Source organism: Campylobacter concisus (assembly GCF_002913045.1).
GTDB lineage: Bacteria > Campylobacterota > Campylobacteria > Campylobacterales > Campylobacteraceae > Campylobacter_A > Campylobacter_A concisus_AP.
Map to the genome: position 1 here is coordinate 91,536 of NZ_PPAF01000035.1, position 21,144 is coordinate 112,679.

The 21,144-nt window shown below is 39.1% G+C and carries 24 protein-coding genes; 22 read left to right on the forward strand and 2 right to left on the reverse strand.

The genetic code is table 11. The annotated features are described in order from the left end of the window. Positions 1–5: 5 nt before the first annotated feature. The 8 genes from CYP43_RS04410 (at position 6) to CYP43_RS04440 (ending at position 5,655) form a co-directional block, all read left to right on the forward strand. Entirely contained in the window at positions 6–1,208 is a 1,203-nt protein-coding gene (locus CYP43_RS04410; RefSeq protein WP_103582629.1) for a M48 family metallopeptidase, read from the forward strand. After that, positions 1,198–2,010: a peptide chain release factor N(5)-glutamine methyltransferase gene (gene prmC, locus CYP43_RS04415; protein WP_103582630.1), complete on the forward strand. Its 813-nt coding sequence runs from the start codon at positions 1,198–1,200 to the stop codon at positions 2,008–2,010. Before CYP43_RS04410 ends, prmC begins: the two co-directional genes overlap by 11 nt. 10 nt (positions 2,011–2,020) lie before the next feature. Then, positions 2,021–2,500 (forward strand): DUF4149 domain-containing protein, encoded by a 480-nt coding sequence (locus CYP43_RS04420; protein ID WP_103582631.1) that lies wholly within the window; start codon positions 2,021–2,023, stop codon positions 2,498–2,500. After that, positions 2,484–3,266 (forward strand): threonine/serine ThrE exporter family protein, encoded by a 783-nt coding sequence (locus CYP43_RS04425; protein WP_103582632.1) that lies wholly within the window; start codon positions 2,484–2,486, stop codon positions 3,264–3,266. The genes CYP43_RS04420 and CYP43_RS04425 overlap by 17 nt, the downstream gene beginning before the upstream one ends. Beyond that, positions 3,259–3,768 carry a threonine/serine exporter family protein gene (locus CYP43_RS04430; RefSeq protein ID WP_103582633.1) on the forward strand — a complete coding sequence of 170 codons (510 nt, stop codon included), beginning with the start codon at positions 3,259–3,261 and terminating at the stop codon, positions 3,766–3,768. Before CYP43_RS04425 ends, CYP43_RS04430 begins: the two co-directional genes overlap by 8 nt. A gap of 152 nt (positions 3,769–3,920) precedes the next feature. Then, positions 3,921–5,114, forward strand: coding sequence for a Cj0814 family flagellar-dependent secreted protein (locus tag CYP43_RS04435; protein WP_103582634.1), 1,194 nt, complete (start codon positions 3,921–3,923; stop codon positions 5,112–5,114). 10 nt (positions 5,115–5,124) lie between these two features. Then, positions 5,125–5,256 (forward strand): hypothetical protein, encoded by a 132-nt coding sequence (locus tag CYP43_RS09665; protein WP_258032160.1) that lies wholly within the window; start codon positions 5,125–5,127, stop codon positions 5,254–5,256. Between the two features lie 9 nt (positions 5,257–5,265). Further along, complete coding sequence (locus CYP43_RS04440; protein WP_103582635.1) at positions 5,266–5,655, forward strand: YbgC/FadM family acyl-CoA thioesterase; 390 nt, start codon at positions 5,266–5,268, stop codon at positions 5,653–5,655. 43 nt (positions 5,656–5,698) lie between these two features. Here CYP43_RS04440 and CYP43_RS04445 read toward each other — a convergent pair whose 3' ends face one another. Beyond that, a complete protein-coding gene (locus CYP43_RS04445; RefSeq protein ID WP_103582636.1) occupies positions 5,699–6,949 on the reverse strand; it encodes a hypothetical protein in 1,251 nt (416 codons plus the stop codon). After that, positions 6,946–7,599 (reverse strand): uracil-DNA glycosylase, encoded by a 654-nt coding sequence (locus CYP43_RS04450; RefSeq protein WP_072594908.1) that lies wholly within the window; start codon positions 7,597–7,599, stop codon positions 6,946–6,948. Before CYP43_RS04450 ends, CYP43_RS04445 begins: the two co-directional genes overlap by 4 nt. A gap of 122 nt (positions 7,600–7,721) precedes the next feature. Between CYP43_RS04450 and rpmH the strand changes: the two genes are divergently transcribed. The 14 genes from rpmH (at position 7,722) to purH (ending at position 21,073) form a co-directional block, all read left to right on the forward strand. Then, complete coding sequence (rpmH, locus tag CYP43_RS04455; protein WP_002940373.1) at positions 7,722–7,856, forward strand: 50S ribosomal protein L34; 135 nt, start codon at positions 7,722–7,724, stop codon at positions 7,854–7,856. After that, the gene (gene rnpA / locus CYP43_RS04460) at positions 7,844–8,179 is read left to right on the forward strand and encodes a ribonuclease P protein component (protein ID WP_072594909.1); all 336 of its coding nucleotides are present in this window, start codon (positions 7,844–7,846) and stop codon (positions 8,177–8,179) included. Before rpmH ends, rnpA begins: the two co-directional genes overlap by 13 nt. Beyond that, positions 8,176–8,517 carry a membrane protein insertion efficiency factor YidD gene (yidD, locus tag CYP43_RS04465; RefSeq protein ID WP_103582637.1) on the forward strand — a complete coding sequence of 114 codons (342 nt, stop codon included), beginning with the start codon at positions 8,176–8,178 and terminating at the stop codon, positions 8,515–8,517. Before rnpA ends, yidD begins: the two co-directional genes overlap by 4 nt. A gap of 1 nt (position 8,518) precedes the next feature. Further along, entirely contained in the window at positions 8,519–10,072 is a 1,554-nt protein-coding gene (gene yidC / locus CYP43_RS04470; protein WP_103582638.1) for a membrane protein insertase YidC, read from the forward strand. After that, positions 10,072–11,130: a Jag N-terminal domain-containing protein gene (locus CYP43_RS04475; RefSeq protein ID WP_103582639.1), complete on the forward strand. Its 1,059-nt coding sequence runs from the start codon at positions 10,072–10,074 to the stop codon at positions 11,128–11,130. Before yidC ends, CYP43_RS04475 begins: the two co-directional genes overlap by 1 nt. Then, positions 11,127–12,452, forward strand: coding sequence for a tRNA uridine-5-carboxymethylaminomethyl(34) synthesis GTPase MnmE (gene mnmE, locus CYP43_RS04480; RefSeq protein ID WP_103582640.1), 1,326 nt, complete (start codon positions 11,127–11,129; stop codon positions 12,450–12,452). Before CYP43_RS04475 ends, mnmE begins: the two co-directional genes overlap by 4 nt. Before the next feature lie 26 nt (positions 12,453–12,478). Further along, on the forward strand, positions 12,479–13,213 hold the full coding sequence (locus CYP43_RS04485; protein WP_103582641.1) for a hypothetical protein: 735 nt from the start codon (positions 12,479–12,481) through the stop codon (positions 13,211–13,213). 32 nt (positions 13,214–13,245) lie between these two features. Continuing rightward, on the forward strand, positions 13,246–13,983 hold the full coding sequence (locus CYP43_RS04490; RefSeq protein WP_103582642.1) for a hypothetical protein: 738 nt from the start codon (positions 13,246–13,248) through the stop codon (positions 13,981–13,983). 343 nt (positions 13,984–14,326) lie between these two features. Next, complete coding sequence (purL, locus tag CYP43_RS04495; protein ID WP_103582643.1) at positions 14,327–16,516, forward strand: phosphoribosylformylglycinamidine synthase subunit PurL; 2,190 nt, start codon at positions 14,327–14,329, stop codon at positions 16,514–16,516. A gap of 3 nt (positions 16,517–16,519) precedes the next feature. After that, complete coding sequence (locus CYP43_RS04500; RefSeq protein WP_103582644.1) at positions 16,520–17,581, forward strand: SDH family Clp fold serine proteinase; 1,062 nt, start codon at positions 16,520–16,522, stop codon at positions 17,579–17,581. 1 nt (position 17,582) lies between these two features. Further along, a complete protein-coding gene (locus CYP43_RS04505; protein ID WP_103582645.1) occupies positions 17,583–18,317 on the forward strand; it encodes a TerB family tellurite resistance protein in 735 nt (244 codons plus the stop codon). Next, positions 18,318–18,884 (forward strand): hypothetical protein, encoded by a 567-nt coding sequence (locus CYP43_RS04510; protein ID WP_103582646.1) that lies wholly within the window; start codon positions 18,318–18,320, stop codon positions 18,882–18,884. Between the two features lie 30 nt (positions 18,885–18,914). After that, complete coding sequence (locus CYP43_RS04515) at positions 18,915–19,517, forward strand: hypothetical protein (RefSeq protein ID WP_103582647.1); 603 nt, start codon at positions 18,915–18,917, stop codon at positions 19,515–19,517. Between the two features lie 23 nt (positions 19,518–19,540). Further along, positions 19,541–21,073 carry a bifunctional phosphoribosylaminoimidazolecarboxamide formyltransferase/IMP cyclohydrolase gene (gene purH / locus CYP43_RS04520; protein ID WP_103583036.1) on the forward strand — a complete coding sequence of 511 codons (1,533 nt, stop codon included), beginning with the start codon at positions 19,541–19,543 and terminating at the stop codon, positions 21,071–21,073. The last annotated feature ends 71 nt before the right edge of the window (positions 21,074–21,144 follow it).

The window sequence follows — 21,144 nt, forward strand, 5'->3', positions numbered from 1 at the left end:
AAAATATGTTTTATTTTTTACTCGGTATTTACTTTTTTTACGTCGCCGCAAAGGCGATTTTGGCGATTTTGCAGATAAATTTTATACGTGCAGAGGCCAAAAAGCCAGCCGTCGTGCTAGAGCAGGGGGAGTATGAAACCGCCGCTGCCGCAGCAATAACTAATCAAAAATTTGAGATAGCAGGCCTACTTTATCACGCCGCGATATTTATGATGTGGGCGTGCTGGGGGCTTGGCGCGATATCGGGGCATGCTTATAAAACGGGAGATATAGGTGACAACGTCTTTATGGTTATGGTATTTTTGCTCGTTTCGTCGCTGCTAGAACTGCCGCTAAATATCTACGAAACCTTCGTCAAAGACAAAAAGCTCGGCTTTTCAAACGTAACGCCTAAAATTTTCGCGCTCGATCTGCTTAAAACGCTCGCGCTGACGCTGGTTTTTGGCACGCTATTTGTGTGGCTGGTGCTGCTTTGCATTAGATTTTTGGGCGATTTTTGGTGGTTTTGGGCGTTTTTGCTTAGCTTTGCCATCGCGCTTGTTATAAATCTCATCTACCCGACGCTTATCGCGCCTATCTTTAACAAAATGCAGCCGCTAGAAGATGGCGAGCTAAAAAGCCGTATAGAAGGGCTTTTAGCACGGTGCGGGTTTAAAAGTAGCGGCGTTTTTACGATAGACGCCAGCAAGCGCGACAACCGTCTAAATGCCTATTTTGGCGGCCTTGGCGCGACTAAACGCGTGGTGCTTTTCGACACGCTCGTTAAAAAGCTAAGCCTAGAGGAGATAATCGCCGTTTTGGGACATGAGCTCGGGCACTTTAAGCACAAAGATATCCTAAAAATGATAGCTCTAAGCGCGGTTATGCTTTTTGCGATGTTTTTGATATTCGGCAATATCCCAGACGCGGCGTATCAGGCGCTAGGGCTTCATAGCGGAGGCGGCGGAACGATCGTGTTTTTGCTGCTTTTTTCGCCGATTTTCGGGTTTTTATTTTTGCCCGTTAGCTCGTATTTTAGCCGCGCGAACGAATTTGGCGCCGATAAATTTGCATGCGACGTCTCAAACAAAGCCGATATGATAAGCGCGCTAAAAAAGCTAGGCAGCGAAAACAAGGCCTTCCCAAAGGTCCATCCGATCTACGCGTTCGTCTATCACTCGCACCCAAGCCTCTTTGAGCGTATAAACGAGCTGGAAAATGAAAATTGAAGAGGCTCTTAAAGAGGCTAGTTTAAGGCTAAGCTCACTTTGCCAAAATCCAAGCAGAGTTGCTAAAATTTTGCTTATGAACTATCTTGACGTAAGCATTGAATGGATATTTTTAAATCAAAAAAAAGAATTTGATGAGAGCGGCTATTTTGCTCTAGTTAAAAGGTATGAAAACTACGAGCCTCTTGAATATATAATTGGTAAAGCTAGCTTTTATGGGCTTGATTTTTACGTGGAAAGTGGAGTACTTATCCCAAGACCTGAAACAGAAATTTTAGTGGATAAAGTAATAGAAATTTCACGCGAATATAATGAACCAAAGATCGCAGAAATAGGCACAGGAAGCGGTATTATTAGTATCATGCTAGCTCTAAAAACAAAGGCAAATATCGTAGCGACAGACATCAACGAAAAAGCTTTGATGCTTGCTAGAAAAAATGCAGATAAATTTGATGTAGGTGGGAGGATCAAATTTTTAAACTGCTCTTATGTGGATGAAATTTTAGAAGATATTGATATTTTGGTTTCAAATCCGCCATATATTGCAAGAGGCTATAAACTTAGTAAATTTGTACTAAATGAGCCAGAAAGTGCGCTCTTTGGAGGCAAAGTAGGAGATGAAATTTTAAAAGATATTATTCTCATAGCCAAATATCGTAATATCAAAAACGTTGCTTGTGAGATGGGGTACGATCAAAAAGCAAGTATGCAAAAATTCTTAGAGGCCAATGGTTTTGAGTATAGTTTTTATAAAGATTTGGCCGGCTTTGATAGAGGCTTTTGCGCGAAGTTAAAAATATAAAGGAGAGAGTTTGAGAGGAGTTTATTTTTTGCTTTTGGCAGTACTTATAGGAGCTGAGCTAACGCTTGGTATTTTGGTGGCGCCAGTCATATTTTTCCCGCAAAACATCATAGGAGATGGCGTACTTACGCATTTTATGAGCGGTCAAATGATGACAAAGATATTTTTGAAATTTAATTATATTTTGCTTTTTATAAGCATAATTATAATGATTAGTGAACTATTTGATCTTAGAAAAAAGCTTATTTTTTCACTAAAATTTAGCATGTTAATGATTGCTTTTTTAAATTTGGCTTTAGCTTTTAGCTTTGTATTTTTCTTTACGCCTTTTATAGTTTATGCTCAAAATTTGGGTGTTGACGCGACACAGACGGCTGAATTTGCCAAAATGCATAGTGCGAGTGAATATGTGATGAAAATCATGCTTGTTTTACAAATCATTTTATTTTTTGTGAAATTTAAGATTAGCCAAAATGAACGCAAAGCCTGATATTCAAGTCTTAACAAATTTTCTAGCCGAATACACGAGTGCGATGGTGAGTGCTGGCACCTACACAGCGCGTGTAGAAAAGTGCGTAGATCGCATAGCTAAACACTACGGCTACGACGTTAGCGTGACGATTTTCGTGAAGTATTTTACCATTAGCGTCATGGACTCGGCCGACAACTCCCTGCGCCGAACCTACGTTAAGAAGATCCCGATAGGGCAGGTGAGTTTTAACCGTATTTCTGAGCTTTCGTCGCTTAGTTGGCGGATTTTGGATGAAAATTTGAGCTTAGACGAGGCCAAAGAGCAGTTTGAGGGCGTCATGCGAATAGGGGCGCATAAATTTGCAAGCTCACTTATTTTAATAAGCCTTGCAAATGCGGCTTTTTGCAAGCTTTTTGGCGGCGACGCGGGCTCGGTCGTATGCGTATTTTTTGCGACGCTCGTTGGCTATAGCCTTAGATTTGCGCTTGCTAAAATGGGCGTAAATTTAAAAATCCAATACGTCCTAGTGTCGTTCGTCGTCTCTTTTATCGCTTATCTTGGTGTATTTTATGGCTTTACGCACACTAGCGACGTGGCGATCGGCTCGTCGATACTCTTTTTGATGCCGGGCGTTTTTCTCATAAACTCGGTCTTTGATATCATAAACGACAACACGCTTGTAGGTATCAGTAGAGCCGTGAGCACTGGCATCCTGATACTTTGCATAGCAGTGGGCGTTTATATCACGCTCTCGCTTAGCAATGCGGAGATTTTACATGTTTGAGCTTTTGACCGCGACTCTTATAGACGGCGCTTTTGCTGCGGTGGCGGGGCTTGGCTTTGCCTACGCTAGCTCTCCGCCAAAAAGGACTCTCGCATTTTGCGCGCTGCTTGCGGCGTTTGCGCACGCTAGCCGCTTTTGGATCATGCAGATGGGATTTTTTAACATCAGCGTCGCCACTCTTATCGTCTCATTTTTAAGCGGGATTTTAGGTATGCTCTTTGCCAAACGGCTAAAAGTGCCCGCCGAGATCATCGCATTTCCCGCGCTTTTGCCGATGGTGCCTGGAGTTTACGCGTATAAGGGCATTTTGGCGCTGTTTTCGTTTCTAAACGAGCCTGATATCGCTAAGAAAAACGAATATCTAATCATATTTTTCGATAACGCGATCACGACCACGACGGTCTCGCTAGCTCTAGGCGTGGGCGTTTCGGTAGTGCTTATTTTATTTTACGATCAGTCGCTGATGATTACCCGCGGTGCTAAGTGCGATCTGGCGAAGTAGCGTTTAAATTTATCTAGTGATACTTTTACTAGCTTTTTATTTAAATTTGGTTCTTTTTTAGGGCCAAATTTGATAGCTTTTATTATCTTTACTCTAAACTTTTCCTCAAATTTGCCGATATAGCTTAAAGCGAAATTTTAAAAGGATTTATTATGATGAGCGGAATCGGCGGATTTTCAAATTTTGCTAGAAATTTTCATGCAAATATCAAGCATGACGCAAAAATCCAAAATACGAATAAAAGCGAAATCTCAAGCTCTACCTCCCCCGTTCCTAGTTTTAACGAAGTTTTAGGCTATAAAGTCGATGAGGATGGATATTTTACGTCCGAATTTAACGAAGCCGCAGGTATCCCAAAGGACTACAAAATCCACTCTGATACCTTAAAATCGCTCGTAAACGTAAATGATAAGGCTGGTGTATTTTATAAAATGTTTTCAAAAATCGACATAGCAAAAACAGTTGGCAATGCATATAAAATTCTCTCCCAAGTAGCGGGCGACGAGCTACTAAACTCAAAAGAGAGCTTTACTAAAGAAGACCTTGCCAAATTTCCTCAAGGATACGAGTACGAGAAATCAAGTCTAAAAGTAACTAAAGTAAATAAAAACATCTACGACTATGCGTCGGCACGTAGCGCCTTTGACGATAAGTCTGGGAAAACCTATATGGAAACGCTATTTTTTAATAGCTCATATCATGCATTTACAACAACGCCGCAATATAAGCCGTCAACCAATATCTTTGATAACAATAACGGCGGCAAAGAGGGCGAAAACGTAGGCGTATTTATAAATCCTCACGGCGAAAGATACACTAACCCTGACGGTAGTATAACCAAAGGAGGCTTGATAGCAGCCGTAATAAACTCAAATTTACACGTACGAGAGGGCGAAACTACGGTTTGGGGCAAGATGCAAGGTTATGACAAAAGCATAAGCGGCAAAGAATACAGACAAAAGCTGGACGCCTTTATTGATTCGCGCAACATCTACAGCATCAAAGGAAGCGAACTTGACGGGCTTAGCAAGGATTACCGAGAATATGTACTAACGTCTCAAAAAATACAAGAGTCGCTTTTGCCCGGTAGCACTGCCTTAAGCGGCAACTCTAACGTAACTTCCGACGGCAAAGAATCAAAAAGCCTCTTTGAAATAATGCAAGAGGATATGAAAGAGGCGCAAAAACGCCTAGAAAAGCTAATCGAGCAAAAAAAGCGAACGCAAAAGATGCTGGGTAAAAACAGAAAATACGACAAAGAGCTAGAGCAAAATACTAGAAAAAATTTAGAAGAACTTGAAGCGATGATGAAAATTAACGCTAAGAGCGTGGATATAAAGGCTTAAAAGGATTAATATGATAAGCGGCGTAAACGGATTTAACGCAAACGTAAATTATGATTTTAGTAGTGCTCACGAGGGAAAAGAGGCGGATATAATGGGGCTTTTAAGAAAATTTAGTAAAATTGGGCTTAATGTAAAAGTCTAAGGAAATACCGTGAAAATACGAATCTACTACGAAGATACCGATGCTGGTGGTATAGTCTATCATACAAACTACATTAAATTTTGCGAACGAGCCAGAAGCGAAGCATTTTTTCAGGCTGGGCTAAATTTCACAAAAGAGGGCGGATACTTTGTAGTTTCGTCGCTTGAGGCTAAATTTATAGCTTCTGCTGTGCTTGGCGATGAAGTATTTGTTAGAACCAAAATTTTAGAGCTTAAAAAAGCTAGTCTTGTTTTGGAGCAAGAAATTTATAAATTTGATGGCAAAAATGCCGAAAAGCTACTTTTTAGAGCCACGATTACGTTAGCCTTTATGAAAGAAGAGAAGCTTGCTAAGATAAATGACGAGATAAAGAAATTTTTGGAGAATTCTAAATTTTAGATCGTGGCTAAATTAAAAATTTAACTTTAGCCACTTTTTGCTTTTACATTGAGCTATTTTGATCGAGCAAAATTTCTTGATTTGTTTCGTCAAAGTGGTCGCCTTTTGCGTTATAAATTTTAACTCCATATAAGACTTGAGAGTTTTCAACCCTTTCGGTAAAAATTCTATCAGCACTTTTATCTATAAAATTTGTATATATATACTCGGCACCAAAAGCGCTTGAATAGCCGATTTGTGAATATCTAAAATCTACATCAAAAAGATCACCAAGCCCCAAGAATAAGTCGTTAACAGGATTTAGTGAGTTCGCGATAAAAAGATTTTGTCTATCTCTTTGCGCGATGGCATTAAAGATATTTGGTAAAAAATTTATCTGTGTGCTTAAAAGTGCGTATGGTTTTATCTCAAAGCCCCTCATCTGCGTTGCTACAAGAGAGGTTTTGACGATTGGGATGTTTAAAAATATACTTGCATCATTAAATTTGGATTTTTTGCTTAAAGTATCATTTAAATTTATATCTTTGCCTACGATAGAGGCTTCATGATAATCGCTACTTTGCATGCGGACATATTCATTTAGCTTTTGTCCTAATGAACTACCATCATCAAATGCAACTATCTTTTCATTCGAGTAAGCTAGCAAAGCTGAAATTTGCTCTTTATAATCAATGCCACCAAAGATCAAATTTGGCTTTGGATTTATGATAAAAGAGCTATGAACGCTTGGAATGTAGATAAGCTCATTTGATAGGACTAGCGAATTTATAATGTTTGCACCATTTGATGTAAGGGCTGCGATAAAATAATTAAAGCCTTGGGCTCTAGCCGTTTGCATAGCATTTGTAAGACTTTGTGGGCTTTCATCGTTGCTATTTATAAATTTGATCTCGATATCCGCATCTTGCTTTAAGACATAGCTTAAGACCGCATTTGATACAACATTTGCATAAGATTTTATAATCTTTTGTGGGATGATTACAGCGATTTTGCCACTTTTATTAACTTTTAAAATAGCTTCACCACCAAGAGAGATATAAAGCTCTAAAAGAGCGTTATCGTCTATTTTTGTTGGCTCAAATCTCGCCATAAAACTAGCCAGTAAATCAGCCTTGATAAGCTCATTTAAGCAGGCATTATCACAGAATTCTGGTTCTAAATTTATATAAGTAATCTTTGCTGGAGGTATGCTTGATAGACTTTGGTTTTTTGTAGTATTGCTCTCAAAATTTATCTCATCTTGCGATGCAAAAATAGTCGAAAAAATGGCTAAAAAAAGTAAAATTTTTCTCATATCACTCCTTTGATCTTTCTTAAATCATCTATAAAAATATTTTCAAAACTAGGATTTTTGCTGATCCACTCTGGCGAAAACGTTGGCAAAATAAGGCTATTTTCATTTTTTAAAATACTACCTCTTATGCTTGCAAATCCGCCTTTTAATAATAAATTTGGATATAAATGCATAAAAGCTTTCTCTCCTAAAGTCACGATTATCTTTGGCTTTATCAGCCTAATCTCTTCAAGCAAATAAGGACGACAAAGCTCGATAGAGCGGCTTAAAATCGGACTTTTATCATCATTTTGTGAAATTTCACACCGAAGTAGAGAACTTATATAAATTTCTTTTATATCTAAATTTAAACTATTTTTTATGGCATTTTCTAAAAATTTTTTACTGTTATTTTCATAAGAATCATTTTTTTTAGAAAATAATATAAACATGATTTTGCTATTTTCATTGCCGATGCCAGCTGTTACGCCTTTTGAACTATTTCGCAAAGAGCAAAGAGAGCATTTTTTTACTTCGCGGTTTAGCTCATCAATATTGTTGTAATCATGATAATTGCTTAGACTAAGAAAATTTTTATCAATAAACTTATAACCAATTAGTTTTAAGAAAAATAATTTTTTTAAAAGCCTATTGTCTTTATTAAAATTCATTTTTGGATTATAACTTGATTTGCTTAAAGTTTGAGTTGTGGCTTTTTAAGCTAAGTTATTCAAAGGAATTTAAGTATTGCTTTGATAAAATCCCACTTTTTATATTAACTTTAAGGATAGAAATGAAAAGGACTTATCAACCTCACAAAACCCCTAAAAAACGCACTCACGGCTTTCGCTTAAGAATGAAAACTAAAAATGGACGAAAGGTAATAAACGCTAGACGTGCCAAAGGTAGAAAAAGATTGGCTGCTTAGCTGGTTTTGAGTCGTTAAGCGGCTCAAAAGAATTCTCTCAAGTTTATAAAGAGGCTAGCAAGTGGCATTGTGATGCTTGCATTGTTTTTTATAAACCAACAAATGAAAAAAAAATAGCAGTAGTTGCTAGTAAAAAAGTAGGAAAAGCGGTAGTTAGAAATAGAGCTAAAAGACTTTTGAGAGCCGCTTTTTTTAACATTTCTAGTGAATTAAAAGATGGCACATATATTATGATCGCAAAAAATGGAATTACAGAAATTTCATTTGAAAAAATTTGTAAAAATTTAAGTTGGTCTACAAAAAAAATGGGATGTTTAAAATGAAAAAAATTGCGATTAAAGCTATCGCTTTTTATCAAAAATATATTTCCATACTTCTACCAAAAAGCTGTCGCTATTATCCGACTTGCTCACAATACGCGATTTGGGAATTTCAAACAAATAGTTTTTTTTCTGCTTTTTTTGCAACCTTCATGCGAATTTTAAAATGTAATCAGCTTTTTAAAGGCGGTATCAACTACCCAATCATCTACAAAAAATTTAACTTATGTTTTATATCTCAAAAAAGTGATGCCAAAAATGTAAATTTTTGGTTTGTCCCTTGTCGGAATAGTAAATTTTATGTCGTAAAAGTATTAGATAAATTAAAGGAAAAAAAATAAAATGGAACAGATGTCTATGCAAAAAAGGTTGCTTCTTGCAGCGCTTTTATCTATTGTTTTTTTTATAGTGTATGATTTTTTTATGCCAAAAAGAGTGGTGCCTGAGCAAAACCAAACTACAATGTCTCAAGCAATAGATCAAAATAAAGCTCCAAATACAAATCAAAATACTCCAAAATCAAATGAAAATTTAGCTTCAAATGAGATAATCGCTACCATCAAAGGTCAAAGCTACGAAGCAAAAATAGATAAGCTAGGAAGAATTTCAAAATTCTATCTAACTGAAGAGAAGTATAAAACTGAAGATGGTAACAAAATCGAGCTTGTTTCACAAAATCCATTGCCACTTGAGCTTAGATTTAACGATATTACGCTAAATGCCGATACTTTTAAGGTCGCATATAGTAGTGATGCTAGCGAGATAGATGCCAGTAGCGAGCCTAAAACTATAAAACTTACTCAAATTTTAGATGGCGTTACGATTACAAAAAATATCAAATTTTACCCAAATGGTAGATATGAAGTTGAAGTAAATTTAAGTAAAAGTGTTGATTATTTCATCACTCCTGGCTTTAGGCCAAACATCGCAGTAGATAGCTATACGGTTCACGGCGTGATGCTTAGAAACACGGATGATAGCCTAAATATTATTGAAGATGGCGACGCTAAAGAGGTTAAAAACTATGCAAATACCACGATAGCAGCCGCATCTGATAGATATTATACAACGCTATTTTACTCATTTGAAAAGCCATTTGAAGTAGCCGTAGACAAAGATGCTAGTAATAATCCTATTCTTTTTGTAAAGGCAAATGATAATTTAAAATTAGGCGCATATATTGGGCCAAAAGAGCATAAAATTTTAAGCTCGATGGACGAGAGACTAAATGATGTTATTGAGTATGGTTGGTTTACATTTATAGCAAAACCGATGTTTGCATTTTTAAATTTCTTGCATAACTACATTGGCAACTGGGGTTGGGCGATAGTTGTGCTAACACTTGTTATAAGGATAGTTTTATTCCCACTTACATACAAGGGTATGCTATCCATGAACAAGCTTAAAGAGCTTGCTCCAAAGGTAAAAGAGCTTCAGACGAAATATAAAGATGATAAGCAAAAAATGCAAGTTCATATGATGGAGCTTTATAAAAAGCATGGTGCAAATCCGATGGGTGGTTGCTTACCGATCTTGCTTCAGATTCCGGTATTTTTTGCAATCTACCGCGTCTTACTAAATGCGATCGAGCTAAAAGGTGCTCCTTGGATACTTTGGATACACGATCTTTCGGTAATGGACCCATATTTTGTATTACCTATTTTGATGGGTCTTACGATGTTTTTACAGCAAAAGCTTACACCAACGACATTTACTGATCCTATGCAAGAAAAGGTGATGAAATTTTTACCTCTTATATTTACATTTTTCTTCGTGACATTCCCAGCTGGTCTTACACTTTACTGGTTTGTAAATAACGTTTGCTCGGTTGTTCAGCAAGTATTTGTAAATAAACTTTTTGAAAAACATAAAAAAGCTGCGGAGGTAAAGGCTTAATGAAAATAGAAGCAAATACCCTTCAAGAGGCATTTCAAAAGGCAGCTGAGAAGCTTAACTGCTCAGTAACCCAGCTTGATATAAAAGTTTTACAGCATCCAAGCAGTGGTTTTTTTGGATTTTTTAAAAGAAGTGCGATCATTGAAGCAAATTTAGAAAATCAGCCAAAACCACAACACAAGCCAAAAAATGATAAAAATTTTGTTAAAAAAAATGATGAGAATGAGGCCGTAAAAGAAGATAAAAAGCAAGCTAAAAAACATGATCATAGTGATAAAAAGCGAGGCCCTAAAAAACATAGAGATGAAAAAAGCGAAACTAAATTTGAGCAAAAAGAGCATAAAAATGAAAAGTCAAATTTAAGTGAAAAAAATGAAGCTCTAGCTAAAGATGCGTTTGCTCAAAAGAGTGAAGAAGTTGAACCGGGATATGTGATAAAGAGACTTGATGAGCCAAAAGAAATAAAGGAGCCACAAACTAGCAAAAATACTCCTAAAAATATTTTAGATAATTCTATTATTGAAAATTTTAATCAAACCGATGAAGAGAGTGCGGCTCAAGCTTTACAAAAAGAAAAAAAAGAAAAAGCAACAATCGACTTTGATAAAATTTTACCTGAGATCAAAGAGGGCATGAATCGTCTTTTTAAGGCAAGTTGTTTTGATATTAGTAAAATTGAAGTTAGCAAATTTGACGATGAAACTGTGCTTATAGAGCTTGATGGAGCTGATGCGGCTCTACTTATAGGCAAAGAAGGTTATAGGTATAAAGCGATATCTTACATGCTTTATAACTGGTTAAACTCAAAATACAACCTTGCCATTCGTCTTGAGATCGCACAATTTTTGCAAAATCAAGAAGCGATGATGGATCAGTATCTAAATGGCGTGATCGAGCGTGTGCAAAATAGTGGCAGAGCTCAAACAAAGCCACTTGATGGAGTTTTGGTCAAGATCGCGCTTGAGAAGCTTAGAGAGAAATTCCCAGATAAATATGTCGGCATAAAAAGCGGCAATGACGGCAAATTTGTCGTCGTAAATGACTTTTTTAAAAAATGAGTGAAACTATCGCAGCCCTTGCCACAGCTTATGGCATCGGCTCAGTTTCTATCGTAAGGCTTAGCGGCAAGGACGCTCTGGCCACCTCTTTAAAACTCCTTAAACTTTCAAATTTAGAGCCAAGACACGCAAAACTAGCCAAAATTTACTCCCTTGATGATGAAATTTTAGACGAGGGCATCGTTATATATTTTAAGGCTCCTGCAAGCTTTACTGGCGAGGATATCGTCGAGTTTCAAACTCATGGTGGCGTTATGGTGAGCGAGAGAATTTTAAATGAGCTAATAAAGGCTGGCGCGAGGCTTGCTATGCCTGGCGAGTTTAGCAAGCGAGCATTTTTAAATGGCAAGATGGATCTAGCAAAGGCAGAGGCTATGCAAGGGCTCATTACTTCAAAAAGTGAGATCGCTGCTAAAATTTTGACCCGTCAGATGCAAGGCGATCTTAGTAAATTTGTAAGCGAGATCAGAAGCGAAGTGGTCAAAACTCTTGCCTTTGTTGAGACAATGATTGATTATGCTGATGATGATCTGCCTGCAAATTTACTAGAACAGACCAAGCAGATGCTTTTAAAAAATAGCGAGAAGCTAGACCGCATAGCCACACTTAGCGAGCAAAGAAGAGGGCTAATAGATGGCTTTAAGATTGCCATCGTTGGTAAGCCAAATGTTGGCAAAAGCTCCATTTTGAACTCATTTTTGGCATACGAGAGGGCGATCGTTAGTGACGAGGCGGGCACGACCAGAGATAGGATAGAAGAAAATTTCAAGATCGGCTCACATCTAGTTCGTATAATAGATACCGCTGGCATCAGAAAAGATGCTGGAAAGATCGAGCAAATCGGCATAAACTACTCGATTTCTGCCATAAATGAAGCTGACATCATCCTAGCTATCTTTGATGGCTCAAATATAAGCGACGAGCAAGACAAAGAGATAATTAGACTCGTTTCTAACTCAAGTAAAAAAGCCTTTTTTATCCTAAACAAAAGCGATCTGGCATTTAAATTTGACATAGAGCTAGAGGGCGCTATCAAAATTTCAGCAAAAACCGATACGAGTGTAGTTTTAAAAGAGCTTGAGGGTTACCTCAAGACGCAAGACACTGATGAGATCATGCTAAGCTCAAACCGCCAAATTTTAAGCTGCAAAGAGGCGAGTGAAGCTTTAAAAAGAGCGTTTTTAAGGCTAAACGAAGATGAGCTAGAAATTTTTGCTTACGAGCTAAATAGTGCGATAAAGGCACTTGCAAGTATCACAAAGCCATTTGAGAGAAGTGAAATTTTAGACGAGATGTTTAGCAGCTTTTGCCTGGGCAAGTGAGCGAATTTATCTTAAAGGAGAAAACAATGAAAAAAATTCTATCAGTCGTCGCTTTGGCGGCGTTATTTAGCGGTTGCGCGCCTTTGCAAGATAAACTAACGGGTACGGACTCATCCGAACCAAAGTGGAGTAAGTATTTTGAAAACGACGGCAACCTCGGCAATATCGCGTTTTACTCGGAAAATTTAAGCAAAACTTACGCGCTAAAAGACGGCGACGTCATCGGTATTGCGATCGTAAAAAGGGCCGATATGGCGCTGAAACTGGGCGATATGTATGCGCTAAACGGGCTTTCGTTTACGGTACTTGAGCTTGACGACAAGGAAAAATTCGGCTATCGCTACGTAAATATGCGCGATAAAGCCGAGCATGAAGCCCTGAAAAAGGCAAAAACGGTCAAATTTTATCAGTTTGGCGGCGGCATATTAGAGAGCGTAGTTTTTAGTGCGGACTCGGGCGCCGTGTGCGAGAGTTTTGCGGCGGACAAGACGGTAAAAGCTCATGCGGTGACTAATTATTACGATAAAGAAAGCGTCGACAATAGCGAATTTTTCGCGACCCTGATGGATATTGGAGTGAAAAAAGGCAAAAGCGCCGAGATCAAAAATCTAGACTTTAAATTTTTTGTTAGCGACGGCAAGCTTGCTAGTACGCAAACGCAGGCTCGCTCGGCGGATTTTAGAAGCAAAGTCATAGACGCCGACGCTAAAAAACAGGAGCAAATCCTATCAAACATCGTGTGCGCCGCGCCTAAAAACTGATCGCTTTTATCAAATTTAAACGCGAGCGCGAGATGAAAAAATTATTTCTAGCGGCTATTGCGGCATTGGCGTTTAGCGGTTGCGCGGCCATTACAGGCGAGATGGGCGGCGAGAGAGCGTGGCGTACGTATATGGAAAACGACGCTAGCATACAGCAGATCGGATTTATAACCGAGACTACGGTCTACGAGATGAGCGGCGGCAAAACAGAGGAAAAATTCGGCGACTACATGGGTAGGGCCGAGGTGAAATCGCCGGGCGAGAGCGACTCGGCGAGCCAAAATTTAGGCTGGGTTTATGCAAGCGACGACGGCGTAAAAACTCTGATAGTAATTGATCTTGATAGCGGTAGAAATGTAGATTTGAGCGATAAAGACGAGATAAAAAAGCTACAAAACTCAAAGAAATTTAAGTTTTACGAATTTGGTGGCGGGATCCTTGAGAGCGTGGTTTATAGTGCGCAAAAATCTCCTGTTTGCAAGGCGTTTTTTGGCGGCGAACCTATAAGCGCTAGAAGCGTGACGAACTACTACGTGGGCGCGTCTGACGAGTTTTTCGCTACCGTGATCGACGCGAAGATAGTCGGAAACAAAGGCTTTGAGATAAAAAATTTAGACTTTAAATTTAACCTGCCTAGCAGCAAGCTAGCCGAGGTTAAAGAACGGGCGACCTCTGCGAAATTTAGACAAGACGTCATCGATCAAGACCTCAAAAAGCAAGGGCGTATCCTGCTAAACATACTTTGCTACTATAGCATGCCGAGCAAATAGTCGTTTGCGGCGGGTAATCGCCTGCTAAATTTGACGGAGTATCGGACTTTCTTGCGTCAAATTTAGGGGTCTAGTATGCTTAAATTTTTAATTTCCACAGCTAGTTCAAATTTGGCATTCGTCTAAAATTTGAGCCGTTCACCAAGACCCGTACCGCAAAAATGCTAATTTTTCGGTTGAATTTATAGCCGAATCAATAACTACAAATATAACATTTTAGCTTGCTATATGAAGTTTAGACTCTTATTTTATTCGTCAAATTTGTTCTATTTTCGCTCCTTTGGTTTATCATCTTTTTATGCAAATTTAAGTAAAATCAACCAAAATTTTTTAAAGGCTAAAAATGGACAAAGCTACCGTAAAAGCGCACAAAATCAGCGACCAAGAGTACGAAGAGATCCTAAAGATCCTAGGCAGAGAGCCAAATTTGCTAGAGCTTGGTATATTTTCAGCGATGTGGAGCGAGCACTGCAGCTACAAGTCGAGTAAAAAGTACCTAAACGGCTTTCCGACAAAGGCGCCTTGGGTCATCCAAGGACCTGGCGAAAATGCCGGCGTCATTGACGTTGGCGACGGGGTTGCAGCTGTGTTTAAGATGGAGAGTCATAATCACCCAAGCTTTATCGAGCCGTTTCAAGGTGCTGCAACTGGAGTTGGTGGAATTTTAAGAGATGTCTTTACGATGGGCGCAAGGGTTGTTGCGAACATGAACTCGCTTCGTTTTGGTGAGACAAGAGGCGATAGCGAGCTAGCCAAAAAGCATAGATATCTACTAAAAGGAAGTGTTGCAGGTATCGGACACTATGGTAACTGCATGGGTATCCCAACGATCGGTGGCGAAACTACATTTGATCCTAGCTTTAATGGCAATATCCTAATCAACGCCTTTGCACTTGGCCTTTGCAAAAGTGATGAAATTTTCTACGGCAAGGCTGAAGGAGTGGGCAACCCAGTCATTTACGTGGGCTCAAAGACCGGTAGAGACGGACTTGGAGGTGCTGTGATGGCGAGCGATAGCTTTAATGACGAGAACAAATCGCTTCGTCCAACGGTGCAAGTGGGCGACCCATTTGCCGAAAAGCTACTCATGGAAGCTTGCTTGGAGCTCTTTAAAAAAGACTACATTATCGGTATCCAAGATATGGGCGCAGCAGGGCTAACAAGCTCTAGCTTTGAGATGGCAGGTAGAAGCGGCAGTGGCATGAAGATGTATCTAGACCGCGTGCCGATGCGTGAAGTTGGCATGACGCCTTATGAGCTGATGCTAAGTGAGTCTCAAGAGCGTATGCTAATATGTGCCAAAAAGGGCTATGAGCAAAAGGTGCTTGAAATTTTTAGAAAGTGGGACCTTGACGCTGAGATCATCGGCGAGGTCACAAGTAGCGGCGTGATGCAGCTTTACTGGCATGGTGAGCTAGCAGGCGAAATCCCTATCGGCCCACTTAGCGAGGCAGCTCCGGTGCTTGATCGCCCAGTTGTACGTCCAAAATATCTTGATGAGATAGCAAATTTAGAAATTCCAAATACTGTTGATAACAAAAGCGCATTTTTCAAGCTTTTAAAAGAGCCAGAGGTGCTAAATAAAAGCTTTATATACGATCAATACGACGCAAATATCCAGACAAATACGATAAAACAGCCTGGTTGCTTGGGCGCTGCAAGTATCAGAGTAAAAGGCACTAAAAAGGCCGTTTCTATGGCTGCTCAGTGCGATCCTAGAGCAAATTTTGTTGATCCAAAAATTGGCGCTGCAAGAGCCGTCGCGGCAGCTGGTAGAAAGGTAGCGATGAGCGGTGCTGTGCCACTTGCGATCACTGATTGCCTAAACTACGGCAACCCGCAAAATCCAGAGGTTATGTGGCAGTTTAAAGAGGGATGTGAAGGCATAAAAGAGGCTTGCCGTGAGCTAAATACGCCAGTTGTTAGCGGTAACGTGAGCCTTTATAACGACACTGATGGCGTGAGCGTCTATCCGACACCAGCCATTGTCACAGTAGGTGTAAATGAAGATGTGAACTTAAATCTAAAAAGCACATTTTTAAGCGAGGGCAGGGCGATTTACCTTCTTGGCGAGACAAGTGGGGAATTTGCTGCCTCACTTTACGCAAAGGCGCTATTTGATGTGGTCGGTGGCAAGCTAAAAGAGGTTGATTATAAAACTGAGCGAGCCCTTTGGGACCTAGTGATAGAGGCAAATAAAGAGCAAATTTTAGAGTTTGCAAATAGCGTAGGTGTGGGCGGTCTTGCTATCACGCTAGCAAAAATGGCTAGCATATCAAACATCGGTGTAAACTGCGAGGTGAAATTTAAAGAGCCAAATTTCATCTTTGATGAAAGCTTTTCAAGAGCAGTCGTAGGAGTAAAAGACGAGGCTAAATTTGAAGCGCTTGCTGCTAAATTTGGCGTAAAATTTGAAAAAATTGGCGTTAGTGGTGGCAGAAGATTTAAACTAAATGATATCGATGAGAGCGTGGATGAGATAAGAGAAATTTATCTAAATGAGTTTGCAAAAATCGTTAGAAAAGAGGATTAAGAAATGGCTTTGAAAAAGGGCAAGGTCGCTGAGGCTGAAAATGAGCAAAAGGAAGCAGAACAAGTTGAAAAGCGAGGCGTAGCAAAACCGCCGGTGCTTTTTAGTAAGACACAAAATTTAATAAAATCGATCGAAAAAAGACTAAACGCCACCTTCATAACTTACTATAATTCAAATGCTGGTAGCGTTTGCGGCAACGATGCAAGTGCTATGTATGAAATTTTAAAGGGTAAAAAGATAGATACTGCTTATCTTTTTATAAAAAGTGACGGCGGAAGCGGTATCGCCGCTCTTAGGATTATCACTACACTTAGAAATTACTGCAAAAATTTAATAGCTCTAATACCTGCAAACTGCGCCTCAGCTGCTACCATGATGGCACTTGGCGCAAATGAGATCGTCATGGGCCCACTTGCCTATCTAACGCCTGTTGATACTTCACTAAAACACGAGCTTAGCCCGACAAATAAAGGCAATGAGCTTGTGAGCGTTTCGATGGACGAACTTAGTCGTGTGGTCAAGCTTTGGAAAGAACAAGATAAAGATAGGCCAAACGACACAAACCCTTATAACTCACTTTATGAGTATATCCATCCGCTAGTATTTGGTGCGGTTGATCGTGCTAGCTCGCTATCGCTTAAGATTTGCACCGAGCTTCTTAGGTATCACATCGAGGATGACAAAAAGATTGCAGAAATTTCTGAAAGGCTAAATGGCGACTACCCAGCTCATGAATATCCAATCCTCTTTAGAGAGGCGCACGAGATCGGCCTTCATGTAAAAAAGATGGATGATGATCTAAATGAAATGCTTCAAGAGTTAACGCTACTTTACTCTGAGATGGGACAGCGAGCTTTTACCGACTACGATGAAAATAGCTACCACGATAACAATATCGCAAATATCATCGAAACAAATGGCAAGCAAATTTATTATCAGATAGATAAAGACTGGTTCTACCGCCCTGAAGAGCGCCGCTGGAATGTGATGAACGACGAGAGCTCTTGGCGTAAAAACGAACTAGTAAATGGCAAAATAAAAAATACCATCTATCACTTGTGGTAACATGTCTGGAGTCCTGTTTTTACTAATATTAGGCGGTGCGATATTTCTCTTTATGAATGTCCAAATAGGTAGTAACCGCAAGAAACAAGCAGATGTAGATGAGGCTAAATTTCTAGTCTCACTGCTTGCAAAAGTAGCTAAGAGTGACGGTAGAGTTAGCGAGCTAGAGGCTAGGCTGATCACTCAAGTGCTAGATGATCTAAGCCAGAAAGTTAGCGGCGTTAGCGGTGTGCGTGAGTATCTAAAAGAGGTTTATAAGAGCCAAAAAGAAAATGTAGATAACGCCTACGAAACCGCTAGAAACTACAAGAGTGCTTTTAATCTAAACTACGATATATGCGTCGCTAGGCTCACATTTTTTCTAAATTTAGCCTACATCGATGGAGAATTTAACAAAAGCGAGCAAGATGTTATAAGAAATATCGCTTATGGATTTGGCATTGACAAAGATACGCTTGATGAGATTATCTTAAAATTTGATAATTTTTATAGTTCAAGATTTAAAACAAATTCTAATACCGGTATAGAAAAAAACGATCCATTTGAGGTTTTAGGACTTAGCAAGAGTGCAAATTTTGATGAGGTAAAGCTTCGTTATAAAGAGCTTGTTAGACAGTATCATCCCGATATTTTGATGGGTAGGGGAGAGAGTAAAGAGGTTATAGAGAGTTCAACCAAAAAGCTTCAAGAGATAAATGAGGCTTATGGGCGTTTGAAAGAGAAATTTGGAGCTTAGATGAAGAAAATTGCTATTTTGCTTTTGGCGGCGGTTGCCTTTTGTAAAGAGCTAAGCGTGACCGATCTTAATGGCAATGAGATCAAATTTGAACTAAAAGATAACGCACTTTTTGAAAATGGTAAAAAAATAGGCGACTACAACAAAACAAGTAGTGTTAGTATTATTCTCGCCAGCTATAGTGGCATGGAGAGTAGTTTTAAGGCTGTAAAGACTAAAAATTTAAATGAATTTAAAGAGTATATATTTTCAGATGAAGGCGGCATAAAGGTTGTCAAATTTAGCTCAAAAAGCCCTATATGTGAGGCCTTTGGTAAAAATGAGGCCGTAAATTTAAACGTGTTAAATTCTAGCTACTTTAATGGCAGACAAATTTCAAGATATGCTTTTAGTGTTGATATCGTTGGTGGCAAGCTAGAAAATTTAAATAAAAATAGTCATTTTGCCATAAAATCAAGCGATAAAAATTTAAAAAAACTTGAAAGCATAACGGAACAAAATATTAAAAAAGATACAGCTATGGGGCTACTTGTGCTTGAAAAGGCGATGTGTTTGGCGGAGAAATAAAATAAATTTAATCAATCTAAAGGAGAAAAAATGAGAGAAATTTTGCTAGCAGTTATTATAGCGATAGGATTAAGCGGGTGTTTTGCTCCTCCAGAACCTATGTATTTTAAGACGCAAGACAAGGTTGTCGAATATAGTTTTGACGACAAAGGTAAATTATATGAAGATGGAAAATTACTCGGAGACTACACTGATATCTCACGGGAAACACAGGTGTTACTTAGAGATGATAGTGGCAAATCCTATGTAAATTTCAATATTTATAAAACAAAAGGCGTGAAGTCGGCAACTATATATCTGTTTCAGCGAGAATCGGAATTTGCTGCTATCACAACAAAGGGTAGTGGTGATAGCATTTGTTACGCTTATATGGCAGGAGAGAATTTAGATATTAGTGGATTTGCAAGTGTTTATAACAAAGAAGATATACTTTTTTCATACACTTTTGAGGGCACGTTAGACAAAAAAGAGTCCAAAATGCAAAAAATTAATGAATTGTATGTTAGTAGAAGTTTCTTGGATGCTAATGGTGGCGAGGAAAAATCAAAAGTGATTAGTGGAGAGATAATCAAGCTATATGGTTCTCATAAGCTAAAATTTATAAGAGATATTTTGAGTAAAGAGTGTAGATGATAAAATTTAATAAAGGAGAAAAAATGAGAGCGTTGCTTAGCGTTAGCGATAAAGAGGGCATTGTAGAGTTTGCAAAGGGGCTGGAAGAGCTTGGCTGGCAGATACTTTCAACTGGTGGCACCTATAAACTTTTAAGGAGCGAGGGCGTCAAGGCTACTGAAGTTAGTGAATTTACGGCTTCACCTGAGATGTTTGAGGGTAGGGTAAAGACGCTTCATCCAAAGATACATGGCGGTATTTTACATAAGCGCGACGACGCTACGCATGTGGCTCAGGCAAAAGAGCATGGCATAGAGGGTATAGACCTAGTTTGTGTAAATTTATATCCATTTAAAGAGACTACGATTAGGACTGATGACTTTGCTGAGATCATCGAAAATATCGATATCGGTGGCCCAGCCATGGTAAGAAGTGCAGCTAAAAATTTTAAAGACGTGCTTATCGTTACAAGCGTGCTTGATTATGATGAAATTTTAAAGCGCCTAAGAGAGAAAAGCGATGATTTTGAGTTTAGAAGATCTCTGATGATAAAGGCATTTGAGCACACAGCGGCTTATGATAGCATGATCGCAAACTATATGAATGATAGGTTTAATGGCGGTTTTGGCGATGCTAGATTTATCGTGGGAAGCAAGGTTTTTGACACGAGATATGGCGAAAATCCACACCAAAAAGGCGCACTTTATGAGTTTGATTATTTCTTCACAAACAACTTTAGAGCCCTAAAAGGCGAGGCAAGTTTCAATAATATGACCGATATAAATGGTGCGCTAATGCTAGCAACTAGTTTTGATGACGCTCCAGCAGTGGCTATCATCAAGCACGCTAACCCTTGCGGTTTTGCGGTAAAAGATACCTTGCTAGAGAGCTACGAGGCTGCGCTTAAATGTGATCCGATCTCAGCTTACGGCGGTGTAGTAGCGATAAATGGCACACTTGATGAAAAGCTAGCTAAAAAGATAAATGAAATTTACGTTGAAGTAATCATCGCTGCAAATGTCGATGATGCAGCTCTTAAAGTATTTGAGAGTAAAAAACGCATCAAAATTTTCACTCAAGACAATAAATTTTTAGTTCGCTCAAATGATAAATTTGACTTTAAGCACGTTGATGGTGGATTTGTATTTCAAGAAAGAGACTATGTAAGGGACGAAGAGCTTGAAAATATGAAGCAAATGAGCAAGAAATTTGCAACTGGTAGCGAGCTAAAAGATGCTCAGATCGCGTGGAAAGTGGCTGCGCTAACGAAGAGCAACTGCGTAGTTTATGTAAAAGATGGCGCAATGGTAGCTATTGGCATGGGTATGACAAGCCGTGTGGATGCTGCACGTGCAGCCGTAGCAAAGGCAAAAGAGCTAAAGATCGATCTAAGCGGCTGCGTACTTGCAAGTGAGGCGTTCTTCCCATTTAGAGATAGCATTGACATCGCTAGTAAGGTCGGCGTAAAATGTGTCATCGAGCCAGGTGGCAGCATCAGAGATGATGAGGTGATAGAGGCTGCCAATGAGCATGGCATGTCGCTATACTTTACTGGCGTTAGACACTTTTTACACTAAAATTTAGGGGCGCTTGCCCCTTTCTTCACACTTTATAACTTTAATTTTCGTATAATCTTTCAAAAATAAAA

Bases quoted from the DNA above. Each gene is read 5' to 3' on its own strand.
- CYP43_RS04410 (WP_103582629.1), top strand. From the start codon at position 6: ATGTTTTATTTTTTACTCGGTATTTACTTTTTTTACGTCGCCGCAAAG.
- prmC (WP_103582630.1), top strand. From the start codon at position 1,198: ATGAAAATTGAAGAGGCTCTTAAAGAGGCTAGTTTAAGGCTAAGCTCA.
- CYP43_RS04425 (WP_103582632.1), top strand. From the start codon at position 2,484: ATGAACGCAAAGCCTGATATTCAAGTCTTAACAAATTTTCTAGCCGAA.
- CYP43_RS04430 (WP_103582633.1), top strand. From the start codon at position 3,259: ATGTTTGAGCTTTTGACCGCGACTCTTATAGACGGCGCTTTTGCTGCG.
- CYP43_RS04435 (WP_103582634.1), top strand. From the start codon at position 3,921: ATGATGAGCGGAATCGGCGGATTTTCAAATTTTGCTAGAAATTTTCAT.
- CYP43_RS09665 (WP_258032160.1), top strand. From the start codon at position 5,125: ATGATAAGCGGCGTAAACGGATTTAACGCAAACGTAAATTATGATTTT.
- CYP43_RS04445 (WP_103582636.1), bottom strand. From the start codon at position 6,949: ATGAGAAAAATTTTACTTTTTTTAGCCATTTTTTCGACTATTTTTGCA.
- CYP43_RS04450 (WP_072594908.1), bottom strand. From the start codon at position 7,599: ATGAATTTTAATAAAGACAATAGGCTTTTAAAAAAATTATTTTTCTTA.
- rpmH (WP_002940373.1), top strand. From the start codon at position 7,722: ATGAAAAGGACTTATCAACCTCACAAAACCCCTAAAAAACGCACTCAC.
- yidD (WP_103582637.1), top strand. From the start codon at position 8,176: ATGAAAAAAATTGCGATTAAAGCTATCGCTTTTTATCAAAAATATATT.
- yidC (WP_103582638.1), top strand. From the start codon at position 8,519: ATGGAACAGATGTCTATGCAAAAAAGGTTGCTTCTTGCAGCGCTTTTA.
- CYP43_RS04475 (WP_103582639.1), top strand. From the start codon at position 10,072: ATGAAAATAGAAGCAAATACCCTTCAAGAGGCATTTCAAAAGGCAGCT.
- mnmE (WP_103582640.1), top strand. From the start codon at position 11,127: ATGAGTGAAACTATCGCAGCCCTTGCCACAGCTTATGGCATCGGCTCA.
- CYP43_RS04485 (WP_103582641.1), top strand. From the start codon at position 12,479: ATGAAAAAAATTCTATCAGTCGTCGCTTTGGCGGCGTTATTTAGCGGT.
- CYP43_RS04490 (WP_103582642.1), top strand. From the start codon at position 13,246: ATGAAAAAATTATTTCTAGCGGCTATTGCGGCATTGGCGTTTAGCGGT.
- purL (WP_103582643.1), top strand. From the start codon at position 14,327: ATGGACAAAGCTACCGTAAAAGCGCACAAAATCAGCGACCAAGAGTAC.
- CYP43_RS04500 (WP_103582644.1), top strand. From the start codon at position 16,520: ATGGCTTTGAAAAAGGGCAAGGTCGCTGAGGCTGAAAATGAGCAAAAG.
- CYP43_RS04505 (WP_103582645.1), top strand. From the start codon at position 17,583: ATGTCTGGAGTCCTGTTTTTACTAATATTAGGCGGTGCGATATTTCTC.
- CYP43_RS04510 (WP_103582646.1), top strand. From the start codon at position 18,318: ATGAAGAAAATTGCTATTTTGCTTTTGGCGGCGGTTGCCTTTTGTAAA.
- CYP43_RS04515 (WP_103582647.1), top strand. From the start codon at position 18,915: ATGAGAGAAATTTTGCTAGCAGTTATTATAGCGATAGGATTAAGCGGG.
- purH (WP_103583036.1), top strand. From the start codon at position 19,541: ATGAGAGCGTTGCTTAGCGTTAGCGATAAAGAGGGCATTGTAGAGTTT.